The organism is Streptomyces sp. NPDC048297 (assembly GCF_043201585.1).
Taxonomy (GTDB): Bacteria; Actinomycetota; Actinomycetes; order Streptomycetales; family Streptomycetaceae; genus Streptomyces.
The window spans coordinates 47,181-65,167 of record NZ_JBICZA010000002.1; the positions used below are offsets into that span (position 1 = coordinate 47,181).

The 17,987-nt window shown below is 71.5% G+C and carries 12 protein-coding genes and 1 pseudogene; 9 read left to right on the forward strand and 4 right to left on the reverse strand.

Translation table 11 applies throughout. The annotated features are described in order from the left end of the window. Positions 1-69 precede the first annotated feature (69 nt). Both ACGFYV_RS02280 and ACGFYV_RS02285 read right to left on the reverse strand, forming a co-directional pair. Positions 70-2,922, reverse strand: coding sequence for an HAD-IC family P-type ATPase (locus ACGFYV_RS02280; RefSeq protein ID WP_393876434.1), 2,853 nt, complete (start codon positions 2,920-2,922; stop codon positions 70-72). After that, on the reverse strand, positions 2,915-3,319 hold the full coding sequence (locus ACGFYV_RS02285) for an ArsR/SmtB family transcription factor (protein ID WP_393876435.1): 405 nt from the start codon (positions 3,317-3,319) through the stop codon (positions 2,915-2,917). Before ACGFYV_RS02285 ends, ACGFYV_RS02280 begins: the two co-directional genes overlap by 8 nt. Before the next feature lie 323 nt (positions 3,320-3,642). Here ACGFYV_RS02285 and ACGFYV_RS02290 point away from each other — a divergent pair, with 323 nt between their 5' ends. The 6 genes from ACGFYV_RS02290 (at position 3,643) to sbnA (ending at position 14,474) form a co-directional block, all read left to right on the forward strand. Next, on the forward strand, positions 3,643-4,773 hold the full coding sequence (locus ACGFYV_RS02290) for an IS701 family transposase (protein WP_393876729.1): 1,131 nt from the start codon (positions 3,643-3,645) through the stop codon (positions 4,771-4,773). Positions 4,774-5,305: 532 nt separating this feature from the next. Next, complete coding sequence (locus ACGFYV_RS02295; protein ID WP_393876436.1) at positions 5,306-7,915, forward strand: Pls/PosA family non-ribosomal peptide synthetase; 2,610 nt, start codon at positions 5,306-5,308, stop codon at positions 7,913-7,915. Positions 7,916-7,929: 14 nt separating this feature from the next. Continuing rightward, a complete protein-coding gene (locus ACGFYV_RS02300) occupies positions 7,930-11,199 on the forward strand; it encodes an amino acid adenylation domain-containing protein (RefSeq protein ID WP_393876437.1) in 3,270 nt (1,089 codons plus the stop codon). A gap of 66 nt (positions 11,200-11,265) precedes the next feature. Further along, positions 11,266-12,270, forward strand: a complete 1,005-nt coding sequence (locus ACGFYV_RS02305; protein ID WP_393876438.1) for a TauD/TfdA family dioxygenase — start codon at positions 11,266-11,268, stop codon at positions 12,268-12,270. Beyond that, positions 12,267-13,337: a 2,3-diaminopropionate biosynthesis protein SbnB gene (gene sbnB, locus ACGFYV_RS02310; RefSeq protein ID WP_393876439.1), complete on the forward strand. Its 1,071-nt coding sequence runs from the start codon at positions 12,267-12,269 to the stop codon at positions 13,335-13,337. The genes ACGFYV_RS02305 and sbnB overlap by 4 nt, the downstream gene beginning before the upstream one ends. 51 nt (positions 13,338-13,388) lie before the next feature. Then, positions 13,389-14,474, forward strand: a complete 1,086-nt coding sequence (gene sbnA, locus ACGFYV_RS02315; protein ID WP_393876440.1) for a 2,3-diaminopropionate biosynthesis protein SbnA — start codon at positions 13,389-13,391, stop codon at positions 14,472-14,474. A 145-nt stretch (positions 14,475-14,619) separates the two neighbouring features. Here the strand turns inward: sbnA and ACGFYV_RS02320 are convergent, their stop codons facing one another. Next, positions 14,620-15,393: a VOC family protein gene (locus tag ACGFYV_RS02320; RefSeq protein WP_393876441.1), complete on the reverse strand. Its 774-nt coding sequence runs from the start codon at positions 15,391-15,393 to the stop codon at positions 14,620-14,622. A gap of 175 nt (positions 15,394-15,568) precedes the next feature. On the opposite strand from ACGFYV_RS02320, the gene ACGFYV_RS02325 reads away from it, so the two are divergent. From ACGFYV_RS02325 to ACGFYV_RS02335, 3 genes are all read left to right on the forward strand, one after another. Further along, positions 15,569-15,811, forward strand: a complete 243-nt coding sequence (locus ACGFYV_RS02325; protein WP_393876442.1) for a hypothetical protein — start codon at positions 15,569-15,571, stop codon at positions 15,809-15,811. Between the two features lie 41 nt (positions 15,812-15,852). Continuing rightward, positions 15,853-16,068: a hypothetical protein gene (locus ACGFYV_RS02330; RefSeq protein ID WP_393876443.1), complete on the forward strand. Its 216-nt coding sequence runs from the start codon at positions 15,853-15,855 to the stop codon at positions 16,066-16,068. Between the two features lie 111 nt (positions 16,069-16,179). Beyond that, complete coding sequence (locus ACGFYV_RS02335) at positions 16,180-16,755, forward strand: transcriptional regulator (protein ID WP_393876444.1); 576 nt, start codon at positions 16,180-16,182, stop codon at positions 16,753-16,755. 55 nt (positions 16,756-16,810) lie between these two features. Here the strand turns inward: ACGFYV_RS02335 and ACGFYV_RS02340 are convergent. Further along, a pseudogene (locus tag ACGFYV_RS02340) lies at positions 16,811-17,984 on the reverse strand (transcriptional regulator); the annotation flags it as partial. Between the last annotated feature and the right edge of the window lie 3 nt (positions 17,985-17,987).

Genomic DNA, 17,987 nt, shown 5'->3' on the forward strand with positions numbered 1-17,987 from the left:
GTACAGCAGGCCGGCCGGAACGGGCGTGAGGCAGCGCCGGGGCGCCCGACCAAAGGGAACATATAGCCCCTATCGGCTAAAGGGGCCTTTCGCCCGCGCCTGTCCTCCGCCGCGCCGCTCGTACCGGGTCCTGGCCGCGACAAGGCCCACGGCGTACAGGGCGAGGACGGCGGCGAGCAGCGGGTAGGAGCGGCCGGGCAGGGCGGTCAGGCCGAGCATCGGTCCGAGCGGTGACGGGGGCAGTGCCAGGCCGACGGCGGCCAGCACGAGCGCGGCGCGGGCGACCGGGTCCCGCCGGCGCCGTTCGGCGGTGCGCCGTTCGGCGGTGCGCCGTTCAGCGGTACGGCGGCCGGCGCGGAGCAGGACCATCACCAGCGCCTGGGTGACCAGGTTCTCGGTGAACCAGCCGGAGTGGAACACCGCCTGGTCGTCGCCCGGTCCGGGTCCGTCGAGGGTGAGCGCGAGGACGGCGAAGGTGGCCAGGTCGGCGATCGCGTTGAGCACGCCGAACCCGGTGATGAAGCGCAGCAGGCGCCGCGGGTCCAGCTCGGTGGGCCGGCGCAGGACGCGGGGGTGGGGGCGGTCGTGGGCGAAGGTGAGCTGGGCGACGTCGAAGCACAGGTTCTGCAGGAGGACCTGCGCGGGGAGCATCGGCAGGAACGGCAGCAGCAGACCGGCGCAGAGCATCGCCAGGACGTTGCCGAGGTTGGACGACAGCGTGATGCGCAGGTACGTGGCGATGTTGCCGCCGGCGTGCCGGCCCGCCGTGACGGCGTGCGCGATCGCGGTGAGATCCTTCTCGGCGAGCACCACGTCGGCGCCCTCGCGGGCCACGTCTGCGGCGTCGCGCGGGGCGATGCCGACGTCGGCGGCGCGCAGGGCGGGCAGGTCGTTGACCCCGTCACCGAGGAAGCCCACGGTGTGCCCGGCGGCGCGCAGCGCCCGGGTGATCCGGGCCTTGTGGTCCGGGGTGCAGCGCGCGAAGACGGTCGCACGGCCGACGGCGTCGGCGAGTTCGGTGTCGCCGAGCGCGTCGACGCGGTCGGCGGTGAGGACGCCGTTCCCGGCGACGGGGATGCCGAGGTCGTGGCAGGCGCGGACGGCGGTTCCGGGGTGGTCGCCGGTGAGGATCCTGACGGTGACGCCCCGTTCGGTGAGTACCTGGAGCGCCTCGGTGGCGGTGGGCGCGAGCGCGTCGCGCAGGGTCGCCAGGCCGCGGAAGGTGAGGCCCCGCTCGTCGGCCGGGGTGTAGTCGCGCGGGCGGGCGGGGCGTTCCGCGGTGGCCACGGCCAGGACGCGCAGTCCGCTGTCGGCCTGCCGGGCGGCGAGGTCGCGCAGGTCCGCGCGTTCGGCGTCGGTCAGGGCGCAGCGTTCCAGGACCGCCTCGACGTCTCCCTTGACGACCAGGGTGTGGGCGCCGAGGCGTCCGGGTGTGCGGACGACGGCGGTGGAGAGCCGGCGGTCCGGGTCGAAGGGGATGGCCGCGACACCGTCGTAGGCCTGGAGCGCGTCCTCGTCGGCCGCGTCCAGGATCGCCTCGTCGAGGGCGTCGGGCTCGGGCAGGTCGGCGAGTTGCAGGGTCCACCACGCGTTGACGGCGGCCCAGCGCAGGACCGCCGGGTCGTCCCGGCCGTCGGGGCCGAGGGCGCGCTCGACCTCCGGGCGGTCCTGGGTGAGTGTGCCGGTCTTGTCCAGGCACAGCACGTCGACGGCGCCCATGTCGTGCAGGGCGGGCAGTCGTTTGACGATCACGCCGTGGGTGCGGGCCAGCAGCGAGGCGCCGCGCGCCAGGCACAGGGTGACGAGGACCGGCAGCATCTCGGGGGTCAGCCCGACCGCCACGGCGACGGCGAACGGCAGTGTCTGCAGGCCGCGCCCCCGCAGGGCCGCGTTGGCCATCAGCACCAGGGGTGGGGTCAGCAGCATGAACCGGATCAGGATCCATGAGATGCCGTGGACGGAACGGTCGAAGGCGCTGGTCCGGGGCGGCTCACCGGCCGTGCGACCGCGCAAGGTGGCGAACCCGGTGCGCGCGGCGGCGAACCCGGTGCCTGCGGCGGCGGACCCGGCGTGCGCGGCGGCGGATCCGGCATGCGCACCGGCGAACCCGGCGCCGGCGGCGGACCCGGCGTGCGCGGTGGCGAACACGGTGTGCGCGCCGGTCGCGGTGACGACCGCGGTGGCGCTGCCGGAAGCGACGCTGCTGCCCTGGAAGCAGAGCCGCGGCTGTGCGAGGACCCCGCCGCTCTCGGCGCCGCTCGCGCGGGTCAGGTCGTCGGCGGACTTGGCGACGGGGGCGGACTCGCCGGTCAGCGCGGCCTGGCGCACGGTCAGGCCGCGGGCCCGCAGCAGTCGTACGTCCGCCGGTACGAGGTCGCCGGGGCCGAGCCGGATCACGTCGCCGGGCACCAGGTCGTCGACGGGTACCTCGCGGGCGACGGGGCCGGCCGCCTCGTCGGGCCGCCGGAGCACGGTCGCGGTGGTGGCGACCAGCTCGCGCAGCGCGGCCGTCGACCGGTCGGCGCGGCGCTCGCCGCAGGCGCGCAGGACGCAGCTGACGACGACGAGCAGGAGGATCACCGAGGCGGTTCCCCAGGCGAAGAGGGCCGCGGAGACGAGCCCGAGGCAGCCCAGCATCGCGGTGAAGGGATCGCGCGCGCTGCGCACGACCAGTCGGGGCCAGGACGCGTCCCGCCGGGCCGGCATGGTGTTCGCGCCGAGCCGGGCCAGACGCTCCTCGGCCTGTTCCTCCGTCAGGCCCCGCGGGCCGCTGCCGAGCCGGCGCAACACTTCGAGCACGGTGGGTCCGGGCAGGCCCGGTCGCGGCCCGTGCGGATCAGGCCGCGCGTGCCCGGACTCCGGGGGGTTCCGCGGATCCGGTGACGGTGCGTCCTGCCCGGGGGCAGCGGTGGTGTCAGCCACCGGCTCCGCGCAGTGCGCGCACGGGGGCGAGGGAGTCCTGGGAACGCGCGGTCAGCTGGCCGACCATCACGCGTACGACGGTGACCACGTCGGGGTCATCGACGTAGTAGACCTGCCGCCGGCCCTCGCGGCGGGAGGAGACGAGCCCGGCGAGCTTCAGCTTGGCCAGGTGCTGGCTGACCGCGGGCAGGGCACCGCCCACCCGGTCGGCGAGATGCGTGACGTCGCTCTCCCCCTGGGACAACGCCCACATCAGGTGCAGCCGGGCCGACGAGGCGAGCAGTCCGAACGCGCCGGCCGCCTGGGCCAGAACCTCGGCGGAAGGATCCTCGAAACCACCGACGCTCCCCGACACAGCCCTCTCCCGTCCCGCCCGCTCTTCACAGCCGACACACATGCGGCCCGCTCAGTCTAGGGGGTGTCGTTTGGATCATCCCGGCGTCGCGGGCCCTGGCACGCACATCTGCGGCGTTGTCGTCACTCGCCGACTCCCCCACGCTCGGCTCCGCTCGCGCGGGGGACCCCCGTCGCGTCGACTCACTCCTCCGCCTTGCATCCGCACGCACCAGACCCTGCTCGGGTCAGCCGGTCCGCACTGTCGGTCCCGGCCGGCCTGATCCAAACGACACCCCCTAGTACTGCAATCACAGTTGCTGGTGGGCCAGTTGTGGGTCGTGTGAGTGGTTGTGGTTGGGTTCTGCTGTGTCTGTGGATCTTGGAATGGAGCAGGTCGCGGCATGGCAGGACGTGCTGGCCGGGCTGCATGCGCGCTTCGCATCACGTTTCGCCAGGGCGGAGCCGCGTGGGCGGGCGTTGACCTATATGGCAGGGTTGATCTCGCCGCTGGAACGGAAGAACGGGTGGTCGCTGGCGGAGCGCGCTGGGGAGGCACATCCGATCGGGATGCAGCGCCTGCTGGGTGAGGCGGACTGGGACGCGGACAGGGTCCGTGACGATGTGCGGGACTTCGTCGTGGAGAGCATCGGCGACAAGAACGCCGTGCTGATCGGCGACGACACCGGCTTCCTCAAGAAGGGGACGCGGTCGGCCGGTGTCCAGCGGCAGTACACGGGTACCGCCGGCCGCACGGAGAACTCCCAGGTCGGCACGTTTCTGGCCTACGCATCTGCCAGGGGGCGTGCCCTGATCGACCGCGAGCTGTATCTGCCCGCCTCCTGGACCGACGACCGCGCGCGGTGCAGGGCAGCGGGCATCGACGACATGGTGCCGTTCGCGACCAAGGTCGAGCACTTCCAGGCCATGCTCCAGCGCGCCCTGGACGCGGAAGTGCCCTTCGCGTGGGTGACTGCGGACGAGGCGTACGGGCAGGTCAAGCGCCTGCGGCGCTGGCTGGAGGAGCAGGGTGCGGCCCATGTGCTGGCGACCAAGGTCAACGACACCGTCATCACCACCCGCGGCGGCGACGCCCGAGTCGACCAGTTGGTCGCCGCTCTGCCTCGGCAGGCGTGGAAGCGTCTGTCCGCCGGTGCGGGTGCCCACGGGCAGAGGCTGTACGACTGGGCCCGGGTACCGATCCGTATCTGGTGGGAGAACGGCTTCGGGCACTGGGTCCTGGCCCGGCGATCCGTCAGCGACCCCACCGACATCGCCTATTACGTGTGCTACGGCCCCGTCGCGACCCGCCTCAAGGACCTGGCCAGGGTCGCCGGGGCCAGGTGGGCGGTGGAGGAGTGTTTCCAGACCGCGAAGAACGAGTGCGGCCTGGACCACTACCAGGTCCGCCGCTACGACGCCTGGTACCGGCACATCACCCTGTCCATGGCCGCCCTTGCCGCCCTCACGGCCGTCCGCGCGGACGAGATGTCAAAAGGGGCTCCGGGGATGGCTTGATACCACTGTCCGTGGCAGAGATACGGCGTCTCATCGGCTTCCTCCTCCACCCGTTTCACCTCACCACCAGCCATCATCTGCACTGGTCGCACTGGCGAAGAGTCAGCCAGACACGCGCTCGCGACAGTCACTACAAAAGACGGGGCCACATCCTGTAACTGTGATTGCAGTACTAGGTGCCCGGACACGCGCTGTTCGCCCGCCCCGACAACTCCCGTCCGCCCCCGGAACGCGCGGGCGCCGCCGGCCCTCCGAGCCGCCGGTCCGCACGGGCGGCACAGGCCGCACGGGCGGCACGGGCGGCACGGGCGGCACGGGCGGCACAGGTCACACGGACCGCACAGACCCCTCGGACCGCCATTCGAGTGATCCGAATCGCGCCCGAATTCGGGGCGGGACCAGGGAAAACGCGCCCGGCGGACGCTCTCGCCACGCGCCGTGATCGATCAGGAGTGGCAGCCTGACGGTGGCGGACCGAGACTAGATTGCGACGGATCGTGATCAACAAAGAGCACGTCCTCCAGGAGTTCCAATGGTGGAGCAGTCCCCCGAGGTCCATATATCCGGGCCGGACGACACAGCTGTCATTCGGCAGAGCTACTCGGTCAGTGAATCCGGCCCTACGCGGACGGAATTCGAGGCGAAATTCGCAGAGGCCCTGGCGGACGTCATGTCCGCCGAGAGCGTTCCGGTCGAAAGTCACTTCTTCGACGACCTCGGGGCCAACTCCCTCGTGATGGCCCAGTTCTGCGCGCGGGTCAGGAAGCGTGCCGATCTGCCGTCCCCGTCCATGCGGGACATCTACCGGCACCCCACGATCCGGAGCCTGGCCGCGGCCCTCGCGGCGGCGGAGCCCGATCCCCTCGACGCAGCCGTCTCCTCGTCGCCGCCGGTCCCGGCACAGCCGCCGGCCCCGCCGACGCGGGCGAGCAGCCTGACGCATTTCCTGTGCGGAACATTCCAGTTGCTGGCATTCCTGGGATATTCAGTCGTCGCAGGATTCGTCACCGCGCAGGGTTATGAATGGGTGGCCGCCGGTTCCGGTCCGGGTGACGTCTATCTTCGGTCGCTGCTTTTCGGTGGGATCGGATTCATCGCGCTGTGCGCGTTCCCGGTCATCGCGAAATGGCTGCTCGTCGGACGCTGGAAAGAGGGCGAATTCCAGATCTGGGGCCTGGCCTATGTGCGGTTCTGGATCGTGAAGGTACTTCTGCACGCGAATCCGATGATCCTCTTCATCGGAAATCCCCTGTACGTGCTCTACCTTCGCGCGCTCGGCGCGCGGATCGGCAAGGGCGTCACGATCCTGACCCACGCCGTCCCGGTCTGCACCGACCTGCTGACGGTAGGCTCCGGGACGCTGATCCGGAAGGACTCCTTCTTCCTCTGCTACCGGGCACACGCCGGACGGATCGAGACCGGCCGGGTCACGCTCGGCCGGGACGTGTACATCGGTGAGAAGACCGTCCTCGACATCGGCACCTCGATGGGCGACGGCGCACAGCTCGGTCACACCTCCACCCTCTACCGCGGTCAGGCGGTCCCGGACGGGGAGCACTGGCACGGCACACCGGGCCGGCCCACGCAGGTCGACTACGTGCGGGTCGCACCGGCCGGCTGCGGCGGCGGGCGGCGCGCCTGGTTCGCCCTCATGACGCTGGTCCAGCTGTTCTTCCTGTACATCCCGCTGGCCGTCGGCGGAATGTACCTGCTGTTCAGCGCGGTCCCGGCGATCGGCGACCGGCTGGACCCGCAGACCGCCGTGGTCAAGCGGTCGGAGCTGATCCCCGACGCACTCCTCGTCTCCTTCGTGCTGTTCTTCGGCTTCGTCGTCCTGGGCCTCGCCGCGTTGTGCGTCGTTCCCCGGCTGCTGGGCCTGGCCGTGAAGCCGGACCGGGTGTACCCGCTCTACGGGTTCCCGTACGCGGTGCACCGGGCGACGGCCCGCATGACGAACATCAAGTTCTTCGCCTGGCTCTTCGGCGACAGCTCGTACATCGTGCACTACCTGCGGGGCATCGGCTACGACCTGTCCCAGGTCGAGCAGACCGGTTCGAACTTCGGCACCGAGGTGCAGCACGAGAGTCCGCTGCAGGTGACCGTCGGCAGGGGCACGATGGTGGCCGACGGGCTCTCGATCGTCAACGCGGACTACTCCAGCACATCCTTCCGGGTGTCCCGGGCGACGATCGGCGCGCACAACTTCCTGGGCAACAACATCGCTTTTCCCGCGGGCGGCAGGACGGGCGAGAACTGCCTGCTCGCCACGAAGGTGATGGTGCCCCTCGACGGGGAGATCCGCGAGGGCGTGGGCCTGCTGGGCTCGCCGTGCTTCGAGATTCCCCGGTCGGTGGAGCGCGACACCCGGTTCGACGACCTGCGCAGCGGCGACACCCTGCACAGCCGGCTCGCGGCGAAGAACCGCTACAACCTGCGCTCGATGGCGTTGATGCTCGGCGTGCGCTGGTTCCAGACCTTCCTGCTGACGCTGTTCGGCCTCGCCTCCGTGGACCTGTACGGCGTCCTCGGGCACATCGTGATCGCCGGCTACCTGGCCATCACCCTGGTGTTCTCCACGCTGTACTACGTCCTGGTGGAGCGCTGCATCCTGTGGTTCCGCCGGCAGCGCCCCCAGCTGTCCTCCATCTACGACCCGTCGTTCTGGCTGATCGAGCGTCTGTGGAAGGTGCCGGACCACTACCTCAACATCTTCAACGGCACGCCCTTCAAGTCCTTCGTCTGGCGGATGCTGGGCGTGCGCATCGGCCGCAGGGTGTTCGACGACGGCTGCTACCTGACGGACCGGACGCTCGCCGCCATCGGCGACGACTGCACGCTCAACGCCGGCAGCAAGATCCAGTGCCACTCGCAGGAGGACGGCACCTACAAGTCGGACCACTCCAGCCTCGGCATCGCCGTCACGCTGGGCGTCGCCGCGCACGTGCACTACGGCGTGACGATGGAGGACGGCTCGGTCCTGGCGGCCGACTCGTTCCTGATGAAGGGCGAGGAAGTGCCCTCGTGCGCGCGGTGGGGCGGCAACCCTGCCGTGGACATGCCCGACACCGCAGGCCGGCCGTCCGGCTTCGGCAGCGAATCGTCACCGTCTTCGGTCGACGCCTCCGCGGCGACCGTGAGTTGAGGGAAGGCCATTCGATGGGAACGCAACGGGAAGCGGACCGGGAGTTCTGGAGCCGTGTGCTGACCTGCGGCGGCATCAGCACGGTGCCACGGTGGGTGCGGCAACGGGACGCGGGAGTGGCCGAGCATCAGGTGGCGGTGCCGGACGACGTGGCGGACGCGGCCCGCGAGCTGGTGCACCGGTTGGACGTGCCGGTCAGCGCGCTGCTCCTGGCCGCGCACACCAAGGTGCTGGCCGCGCTCTCGGGCGAGCCGGACGTGGTGACGGGCTACGCGGCCGGGGTGCGCGGCGAGCCGCTGCCCTGCCGTGTGACCGTCCCTCCGGGATCCTGGCGCGAACTGCTGGAGGCCGCCCGGCACGCCGAGGCGGAGGTGCTGGCGCACCGGGAGTTCCCGGTGGGTGAGCTGCGCCGTGAGCTGGGCGTGACCGAGCCGTCGTACGAGGTCGTGTTCGGTCCCCGGGAGGGCGAGGACGCCCGGATCGCCGACGGTGTCCTGCGGGTGCGCTGGTGCGACCGGGACGGCCGGCTGAGGCTGCGGCTGCGGTACCGCACGGACGCGCTGGACGCCGCCGCCGCGGGCCGTATCGGCGAGTACCACCTCGCGGCGCTCCGGTCGATGACCGCCGACGTGGACGCCGACCACACGCGCCAGAGCCTGCTGTCGCAGGACGAGGTGCGCGAGCAGCTGGAAGGCCTCGCCGGGCCCGACCGGGCGCTGCCCGACGCGCGGGCGCACGAGCTGTTCGAGCAGCGGGTACGGGAGCACCCGGACGCGGTCGCGGCCGTACAGGGCGAGCGGGAGTGGACGTACCGGGAGCTGAACGGGCACGCGAACCGGCTGGCGCGGGCACTGCTGGCGCGCGGGCTGGGCCGCGAGGACGTCGTCGCCGTGGTCACCGAGCGGAATCTCGACTGGCTGGCCGCGACACTGGCCGTGTTCAAGGCGGGCGGGGTCTACCTGCCGATCGAGCCGCACTTCCCCGCCGCACGTGTCCTGGCAACGTTGTCGCGCGCCGGATGCCGGCTGGTGCTGGCCGAGTCCGGCAGCACGGCCGCGCTCGACGAGGCGCTGGCGTCCCTGCCCAAGACCGAGAAGGTCCCGCTCGAGACGGCGTACGCGGAACCGCACCCCGAGGACGACCTCGGCATCGAGGTCGACGCCGGTCAGCTCGCCTACATCTACTTCACCTCCGGTTCCACCGGTGAGCCGAAGGGCGCGATGTGCGAGCACGCCGGCATGCTCAACCACCTCTTCGCCAAGATCGACGACCTGGGGATCGGCGAGGGCGGCGTGGTGGCGCAGACCGCCCCGCAGTGCTTCGACATCTCCTTGTGGCAGCTGGTGTCCTCGCTGCTGGTCGGCGGCCGGACGCTGCTGGTCGGGCAGGACGTGATCGTGGACGTCGAGCGGTTCGTCGACACGCTGGTCAGCGGCCGGGTCCAGGTGGCGCAGCTGGTGCCTTCCTATCTGGAGGTCGTGGTCACGTACCTGGAGCAGCACCCTCGTGACCTGCCGGACCTGCGGTACGTGTCGGTGACCGGGGAGGCGCTCAAGTGGGAGCTGGCGCAGCGCTGGTTCGCGCTCCAGCCGGGTATCAGGCTGGTCAACGCCTACGGCCTGACCGAGACGTCCGACGACACCAACCACGAGGTCATGGACGCGGTTCCGGAGCGCGTGCTGCTGGGCCGCGCGGTCAACAACGTGCGCGTGTACGTCGTCGACGAGCGGCTGTCCCTGGTACCGCTGGGTTCCCCCGGGCTGATCGCGTTCTCCGGTGTCTGTGTGGGCCGGGGGTACGTCAACGATCCCGAGCGGACCCGGGAGGCCTACCGGGAGGACCCGTACCGTCCCGGTGAGCGGCTCTACCTCGGCGGTGACTGGGGGCGCTGGCACCCCGGCGGCAAGCTGGAGTTCCTCGGGCGCCGGGACAACCAGGTCAAGATCCGCGGCTTCCGCATCGAGATCGGCGAGATCGAGAACACCCTGCTGCGGATGCCCGGGGTGCGGGACGGCGCGGTGGTCTGCGCCGAGCTCGCGGGGCAGAGCACGCATCTGATCGCCTTCTACACGGGCGAGGAGCGGGACGCGCACACGCTGCGCGAGGAGCTGGCCGATGTCCTGCCCGCGTACATGGTCCCCTCGGCGTTCCACTGGCGGCCCGAGCTGCCGCTGACCGGCAACGGCAAGATCGACCGCAAGGCGCTCACCCGGCTCGCCGAGGAGACCGCTCGGCCGGTGCGGACGCTGGCGGGGGACGGCGGCGCCGAGCAGGACGGCGGCCCGCTCACGCCGACCGAGCGGAAGCTGGCCGCCGCCTGGGCGCAGGTGCTGGGCGTCCCCGAGGACGGCGTCGGCCGCACGGACCACTTCTTCGACTCCGGTGGCACCTCCCTGTCGGCGGTCAGGCTCACCATCGCCCTGGACCGCGCGGTGTCCCTGAAGGACATCACCCGGCATCCGGTCCTCTCCGACCTGGCCGCCCTCCTCGACGGCACCCGGCGCCAGCCCGCGGAGCTGCTCCAGCCGCTGTCGGCGGCGGGCGACGCGACGGCGTCCGCGCTGGTGTGCTTCCCCTACGCGGGCGGGAACGCCGTCAACTACCAGCCGATGGCGAGCGAGTTGGCGGGCAACGGTCTGACGGTCCTCGCGGTGGACCTGCCCGGTCACGACCTGGCGAGCGACCACGAGCCGTTCGCCTCGATCGAGGAGGTCGCCGGACGGGTCGCCGCCGAGATCGGCGCACGGGGCCTGACCCGGGTGATGCTCTGGGGTCACTCGTCGGGCACCGCCCTGGCCATCGAGACGGCCAGGCGGCTCAAGGACCACGGCGTGGACGTGACGCGGGTGTTCCTCGCCGCGGAACTGCTCGGCACCGCCGCCCAGCGCAGCGCCGCGATCGGCCGGCTGACGAGGCTCGGCAACGCCGAGATCGCGGGGCAGCTGACCGAGGACAGCGGTTACACCGAACTCGCGGAACTGAACGCGGACCACGCCGAGCACATCGGTGCCGCCTACCGGCACGACTGCGTGTCCGCGCACCGCTACCTCCGCGACGTCCTGGAGACCCCGGCGCAGAAGCTGTCCGCGCCGGTCTCGGTGGTCGTCGCCGCCGACGACCCGCACACGGCCGGCCACGCCCAGCGCCACCGCGACTGGCTGCTCCTGACCGACCACGTGGACCTTCACGAACTCCCCGACGGGGGCCACTACTTCACGCGCACCCGCCCGGCCGAGGCAGCACGGGCCGTCCTCGGTGTCGTGGCCCCGCTCGCCTCCTCCTGACCCCCTGACCCTCCTGACCCCCTGACCCCACACCGCCTCCATACGGGCAACCGAAGGGAAACCGAGATGTCCTCCTCACCTCTGGCAGCACCGCTCGACGTGGAGCTGCGGCCGGACAAACCCGCGATCCTGCACGTCGACTCCCCCGGGGACGTGGCGAGTTGGGCGGCCCAGAACCGCGAGTCGCTGCACGCGCGGGTCGCCGAGCACGGGGCGCTGCTGGTCCGCGGCCTGGGCCTGCGGGACGCCGGCCAGATCGGTGCCGTCTTCGCGGGCCTCACCGACACTCTGATGACGGAGCGGGAGGCCTTCGCGCCGCGTCAGGTGTACGGGCCCGGCCTGTACGCCTCCACGCCCTGGCCGGCGAACCAACCGATGTGCATGCACCACGAACTGAGCTACGCGCTGGACGTTCCCGCTCTGATGCTGTTCGCGTGTCCGACCGCGCCCGGCGAGGGCGGCGCGACCGCGCTGGCCGACGCCGAAGAGGTCCTCACGGCGCTGCCCGCGGGGCTGCGGGAGCGGTTCGAGCGCGAGGGCTGGCTGCTGACCCGCAGCTACAACGACGAGATCGGCGCGTCTCTGGAGGAGTCGTTCGGCACCGCCGACCGCGCCGAGATCGAGCGCTACTGCCGCGACCACGCCATCGACTTCACCTGGCGGCCCGACGGCTCGCTGCGCACCGAGCAGCGCCGCAGCGCGGTGGTCCGGCACCCGGTCACCGGCAGGAGCTGCTGGTTCAACCAGATCGCGTTCCTCAACGAGTGGACGCTCGCCCCCGAGGTCCGCGAGTACCTGGTCGACGAGTACGGCCCGGACGGGCTGCCGTTCAACACCCGCTACGGCGACGGCACTCCGATCGGCGAGGACGTCGTACAGCTCCTCAACACGACCTACGAGCAGCACACCCGGCGCGAGCCCTGGCAGTCCGGCGACCTGATGCTCGTCGACAACATCCGTACCGCGCACAGCAGAGAGCCCTTCACCGGAGAACGGCAGGTCCTGGTCGGCATGGCCGAACCGCGCCGGCTGGCCGACCGCCGCCCGAACGACGAGGCAGGCCGGCGATGACCCAGATGCTCTCCACCGCCACGAAGCGGGCCGAGACCGGCGCGGGTTCGGCGCCGACGTTCTCGGTGATCTCCGGCGAACAGGTGCAGAAGGCACTCGGCGGGCACGAGAAGGAGATCGTGGACCTGATCGAGGCGACGTACAAGCTGCACGGCGCCGGGGACACGGTCAACCCGCCCTCGTACTTCCTGCGTTTCCCCGACCGTCCCACCGCGCGGATCATCGCGCTGCCGGCGTCCGTCGGCGGCTCCGACCGGGTGGACGGCCTGAAGTGGATCTCCAGCTTCCCCGAGAACGTGGACTCCGGGCTGCCGCGCGCCTCCGCGGTCCTCATCCTCAACGACCCGGACACCGGCTACCCGTTCGCCTGTCTGGAGAGTTCCATCATCAGCGCGACCAGGACCGCGGCCTCCGCCGCGCTGGCCGCCGACTGGCTCAGCCGGACCCGGACCCGTCCGACCCGCGTCGGTTTCTTCGGCACCGGCCTGATCGCCCGCTACATCCACACCTTCCTGGCCGGCACCGGCTGGACGTTCGACGCGATCGGCGTGCACGACGTGTCCGCCGACAGCACCAGCGGCTTCCGCGGCTACCTGGAGCAGTCCGGCACCGGTGCGAAGGTCACCGTCCACGACACCGCCGAGGACCTGATCCGCTCCAGCGACCTGGTCGTCTTCGCCACCGTCGCCGGCACCCCGCACGTCACGTCCCCGGCCTGGTTCGACCACAACCCCGTGGTCCTGCACATCTCACTGCGCGACCTGTCCCCCGAAGTCCTGCTGCAGGCGGCCAACTTCGTGGACGACGTCGAGCACTGCCTGAAGGCGGACACCTCCCCGCATCTGGTCGAACAGCGCACCGGCAACCGTGACTTCCTCAACGGAACCCTCAACGACGTGATCCTCGGACGCGCCGCCCCCCCGGCCGACCGGCCCGTCGTCTTCTCCCCCTTCGGACTCGGCGTCCTCGACCTCGCCGTCGGCAAGTACGTCTACGACCAGGCGGCCGAGACCGGGAACCTCCGCGTCATCGACGACTTCTTCCACGATCTGCGGCGCTACGGCTGAGACCGCCGAGACCGTCGCCCCGCCCTCGGCCCTGGCACCAGGAGGCCCACCGTGCCTGTCATATCCGCTCCGCATGACTTCAACGAAGGCCGGCTCTTCGTCGACCTGAAGTCGATCTTCGGACACCCCCTCTACCTGAAGTGCGAGGGGTTCAACTTCGCCGGCTCCATCAAGCTGAAGGCCGCGAACGAGATGGTGGAAGCGGCCGAGCGGGACGGGGTCCTCACCAAGGACTCCGTCCTCGTCGAATCCTCGTCCGGGAACCTGGGAGTGGCGCTCAGCATGATCGCCGCCAGCAAGGGCTACCAGTTCCTGTGCGTGACGGACTCCCGTTGCAACCTGTCGACCAGACTCCTGATGGAAGCCCTCGGCAGCCAGGTGCACATCGTCGCCGACCTGGACACCAACGGCGGCTTCCTGGGCACGCGCATCGAATACGTCCGCTCGCTGTGCGAGTCCGACAAGAAGTACGTGTGGCTCAGCCAGTACACCAACGCCGGGAACTGGCGGGCCCACCACCGCACGACGGCCCGGGAGATCGCCCGGCACTTCCCGCGCCTGGACGTGCTGTTCGTCGGCACGGGCACCGCGGGCACCCTGATGGGCTGCGCGCGCTACTTCCGGGAGTGGCACCGCCCGGTGCGGATCGTCGCGGTCGACAGCGTGGGCTCGGTGGCCTTCGGCGGCAAGCCCGGCCGCCGGATGATCCCGGGCCTCGGCATGAGCATGGTGCCGCCGCTGCTCGACCAGTCCTATGTGGACGAGGTGATCCAGGTGGAGGAGGCGGACACCATCCGCACCTGTCACCGCCTGGCCCGCCGCGGCTTCCTGTTCGGCGGCTCCACGGGGACGGTCGTCAGCGGCGCCACGGACTGGCTGGCCCGCCACGACACCCGCGGTCTCACCGCGGTGGCCATCGCGCCCGACCTCGGCGAGCGCTACCTCGACACCATCTACCAGACCAACTGGCTGCAGGATCTGTACGGCGACCAGATCCTCGACCCCGACCGGGTGAGCGCCGCGCCCCGCGAGGAGAAGCCCGGGTCACGGGAGTCCGGGGCACGGGAGCACGCGTCAAGTGAGCACGCGTCGCGTGAGCACGAGTCACGGGAGCACGAGCACCGGCCGGGTTCGTAGCGAGCCGGATCCCTCTCCCCCTCCTCCGGCGCGCCGCGCCCCGGTGCCATGCGCTCCCGACCTGCCCGACAGGGCGGTTCGGGAGCGTCGGCCGTCTACAGGAAGGCGTCGGAGGACCCCTCCTCGATAGGGTCGGGGACCGGAATCAGCCCTGGTGGGGGTCGGGCTTCAGCACGGCGAACAGCGCCTCGTCCGGATCGGCCAGCCACGCCACCCGCCCGCCGTCGGGCACGTCCACGGCCGGCATGACCACCGACCCGCCGTTGCCCTGGACCGAGGCGACGACGGCGTCGACGTCCACGACCGCGAAGTAGGGCACCCAGCGCGCCCCCTCCCGCTCACCCTGCGACGCGCCCACGCCACCGAACGATCCGTCCCCCTGATCGCCGCCCCCGACACTGAGCACCCAGTACGTCATGCCGGGTGCCCGCAGTTCCTCGGAGCGCCAGCCGAAGAGCTGCTCGTAGAAGCGGAGGACCGCCTGCGGCTGCGGGACGTGCAGTTCCACCCACACGAGCGCGCCGTTGTCGGACACCGCCTCCAGGCCCCTCGTGGACTGCAGGACGGCGAACCGGGCGCCCTGGGGATCCGTGAACTGGGCCAGCCGCCCCTCCCCCAGGCTCAGTGGCTCCACGCGCACGCTGCCGCCACCGGCGACCACGTCACGGGCGGTGCGCTCGATGTCGTCGCTGCGGAAGTACGTCATCCAGGCCGGCCGGGCGCCGTCCTCGGTCAGCCGTCCCATCGCGGCGACCGTCCGTCCGCCCTTCTGGAAGAGGCCGTATCCGCCCGCGTCCGGCCCCGCGGACACGAACTCCCATCCGAAGACGGCGCCGTAGAACGCGGCAGCCGCGTCCGTGTCCGGGCTGCCGAGGTCGATCCACATGGGTGACCCGGTCGGGAAGTCGGTGCCGATCATGGGAATCTCCTGCGCGTCCGGTGCGGGGACCGCCACTATGCCGACCCCGCCCCCACGGCCCGGCACACCGCCCCGGCCGGACCGGGGCGTTTCACCCTGGCGGGGACCGCCCTGCTCCGCACGGCGACCCCGGCGTCGGGGCGCGGGCCCTGCCGCACGCGCTTACGATCCAACCGTGGCAGACATACCGGACAGCCTCATCGCCCTGGAACGGTTCGCCGAGCTCGAACGCGCCAAGCTGGCCGGCCTCACCGGCGCCGAGTACGACGCGCAGCGAGGTCGCTGGTGCGCGGCCTACGAGGCCGTACAGACGGCGATCACCGCGCGGGCGGAAGCGACCGGCGAGGACCGGGACGAGGTGCGGCACGCCCTCAAGGACGCGATGCGGTGCGCGGAGGAGGACCCCACCGTGGAGTAACCGGGCATGCGCCCTTCGCCGCCCCGGTCCACGCTCGGCTCATGACCCCTGCGCTGCCCGTCGTGATCTATCCGCCCGCCGCGGACGGCGGCCGACGCGTGCGCGCCGGGGACCGGTTCGTGGGGATGGCGTACACGCTGCTGGACGTCGCCGAGTTCCTGAACCGGGCCGGGATGGAGGGGGTCGAGGCGTCCGACGTCGCCGCCGCGGAGTGGATCGAGTGGCGGGGCGGCGGCCCTCGCGTGTGGGAGCCCTGACGTGCGGGGGACCTGAAGGGATCTCCGGGATCCCCCGTCCGCGCACCGGTCGCCGACCGCACGCGCCCGGCCGCGGCAGGTAGATTGTGCGGCGGCGGAAAGGGGGCACGTGTGCCTGAGCGCACCATCGGGTTCGGCACGTTCGGTGCCCGTGGGATCAAGGGGCACGAGGCGGTCGCTCGCCGGCTCGACTCACTGGCCGGGTTCGTCACCACGCCGGTCACCGCGCGCCGGGGGCTGCTCGCTCGGCTGCACTACCTGACGCGCACCGACCACGCCCGCCACGCGGCACGCGAGGCGGGCCTGACGGTCACCGACCGCACCCTGAAGGCATGGCTGGAGGGCCGGCGCAGCCCCTCACGCAGGAACCTCGAACACGTCGAGACGGCCTACCGCACCGTGCGCCGCCACAACGTCGCCCGCTACCTCCTGGCACGCCTCAACCGCGAAGGCCGCGGCACCCGCGTCGAGTTCCACCCCCTCAACCAGTCCCAGGTCGACCGGCCGCACCAGCGCGTCATCACCTACCGCACGCTGAACGTGAGGCACTGGGACCGCATCGTCGAGGCCTGGTCCACCGGCGACACCCAGGCCCTGGACGACGCCTGGGTCACCGACGCCGTGGTCGACCTCGGATCCGAGTGGGGCCAGTACGAGTACGGCACCACCATCGGCTTCGCCGCCTAGGACACCGCGCGCGGGGCGCGGCCGGCCCATGCGGGGGCCTCGCGTACGACAGCCGTCATGCGAGGGAACCGGCCTCGTCGGCGTCCGGAGCGATGTCGGAGCCGACCGCGTACACGTCCTTCACCTTCACCTCGGTCACGCCACGCCCCTCGGGGAACACGGCACGCCAGTCGCCGACGACGTGCAGTTCGTCGGTTCCCATGGCGCGGACGACCATGAGGCCCTCTCGTAGGCCCGGTGGGCCTTCCACCACAGGTTCACGAAGGCCTGGGAGCGGATGAGGTGCATCCAGTCGGTGCGGTACAGCTCCCGGTTGTAGTTCGACTCCCCCATCGTGGAGACGAACTTGGAGTACATGGCCTTGACGTACTCCAGCGTCACCTCGTCGCCCTCGGCGATCGCCCGGTCGCGGGCATCCTTGAGAGCGACACGGAACTTCTCCAGCAGGCTCTCCGTGGCTCCCGAGGTCCAGGACTCATGGATCTCGGGCGGGTCGCACAGCGCGTACTTCGGGCCCGACACCCGCAGCAGCAGACGCAGCGTCGGCTCGGTCACCCACAGCGGACCCGGCTCGTCCCGGTTGCCGAGAGGGTGGGGCAGGTAGGCGTCGTGGTCCCAGTCGGGCGGGGTGATCAGGTGGACGCCGGCGCGGCGGCGGTCGTGGTGATTACCGGTGGAGTGTTCCAACTGGCCGATCGGCAGATGGGTCTTGAGCGCGGAGAGGTAGGCGCCGTTGACGTCGAGCGCGGTCACCTCGTGGGCGCCGGGCGGAAGCGCGGACCTGGCCCACTTGGGGCGGGCCTCCCAGATCTGGTCGGCGCCGCGGGCGGTCTGCTTGCGCAGGATGTCGGGCAGCCACGGGTGGGCGACGACGTCGTACCGCCCGCCCTTGCGGGTCTCGTCCAGCAGCGCCATCGCGTCCGGGATGGCGCGCTTCACGAGCGCCGCGGTCGCCGCCTCGACGTCGCCGGAGTGCTGAGCGAGGGCGGCGGTGACGGCGGAGCCGATCGGGTCCGGGATGTCGGCGGTCTTCAGCCGGCGGCCGACGGGTACGACCTTCACCCCGGGCGACTCCTGCGGTGCGGGTGCGGGCGCCGGCGTGGGCGCGGCTGTGCCGCACTCGGCCGGGTCCAAGTGCTGTGGGAATCCGGCGACTTGATGACGGGCGGGCTGACCGCACAGCACGCAGGGCCGGGGGGGGCGGGAAGGGCCTCGACGTCGTCCTGGCCGAG

Excerpts from the sequence above, each read along its gene's own strand:
- ACGFYV_RS02290 (WP_393876729.1), top strand. The coding sequence starts at position 3,643 with ATGGAGCAGGTCGCGGCATGGCAGGACGTGCTGGCCGGGCTGCATGCG.
- ACGFYV_RS02300 (WP_393876437.1), top strand. The coding sequence starts at position 7,930 with ATGGGAACGCAACGGGAAGCGGACCGGGAGTTCTGGAGCCGTGTGCTG.
- ACGFYV_RS02320 (WP_393876441.1), bottom strand. The coding sequence starts at position 15,393 with ATGATCGGCACCGACTTCCCGACCGGGTCACCCATGTGGATCGACCTC.
- ACGFYV_RS02330 (WP_393876443.1), top strand. The coding sequence starts at position 15,853 with ATGACCCCTGCGCTGCCCGTCGTGATCTATCCGCCCGCCGCGGACGGC.
- sbnB (WP_393876439.1), top strand. The coding sequence starts at position 12,267 with ATGACCCAGATGCTCTCCACCGCCACGAAGCGGGCCGAGACCGGCGCG.
- ACGFYV_RS02305 (WP_393876438.1), top strand. The coding sequence starts at position 11,266 with ATGTCCTCCTCACCTCTGGCAGCACCGCTCGACGTGGAGCTGCGGCCG.
- ACGFYV_RS02295 (WP_393876436.1), top strand. The coding sequence starts at position 5,306 with ATGGTGGAGCAGTCCCCCGAGGTCCATATATCCGGGCCGGACGACACA.
- ACGFYV_RS02285 (WP_393876435.1), bottom strand. The coding sequence starts at position 3,319 with ATGTGTGTCGGCTGTGAAGAGCGGGCGGGACGGGAGAGGGCTGTGTCG.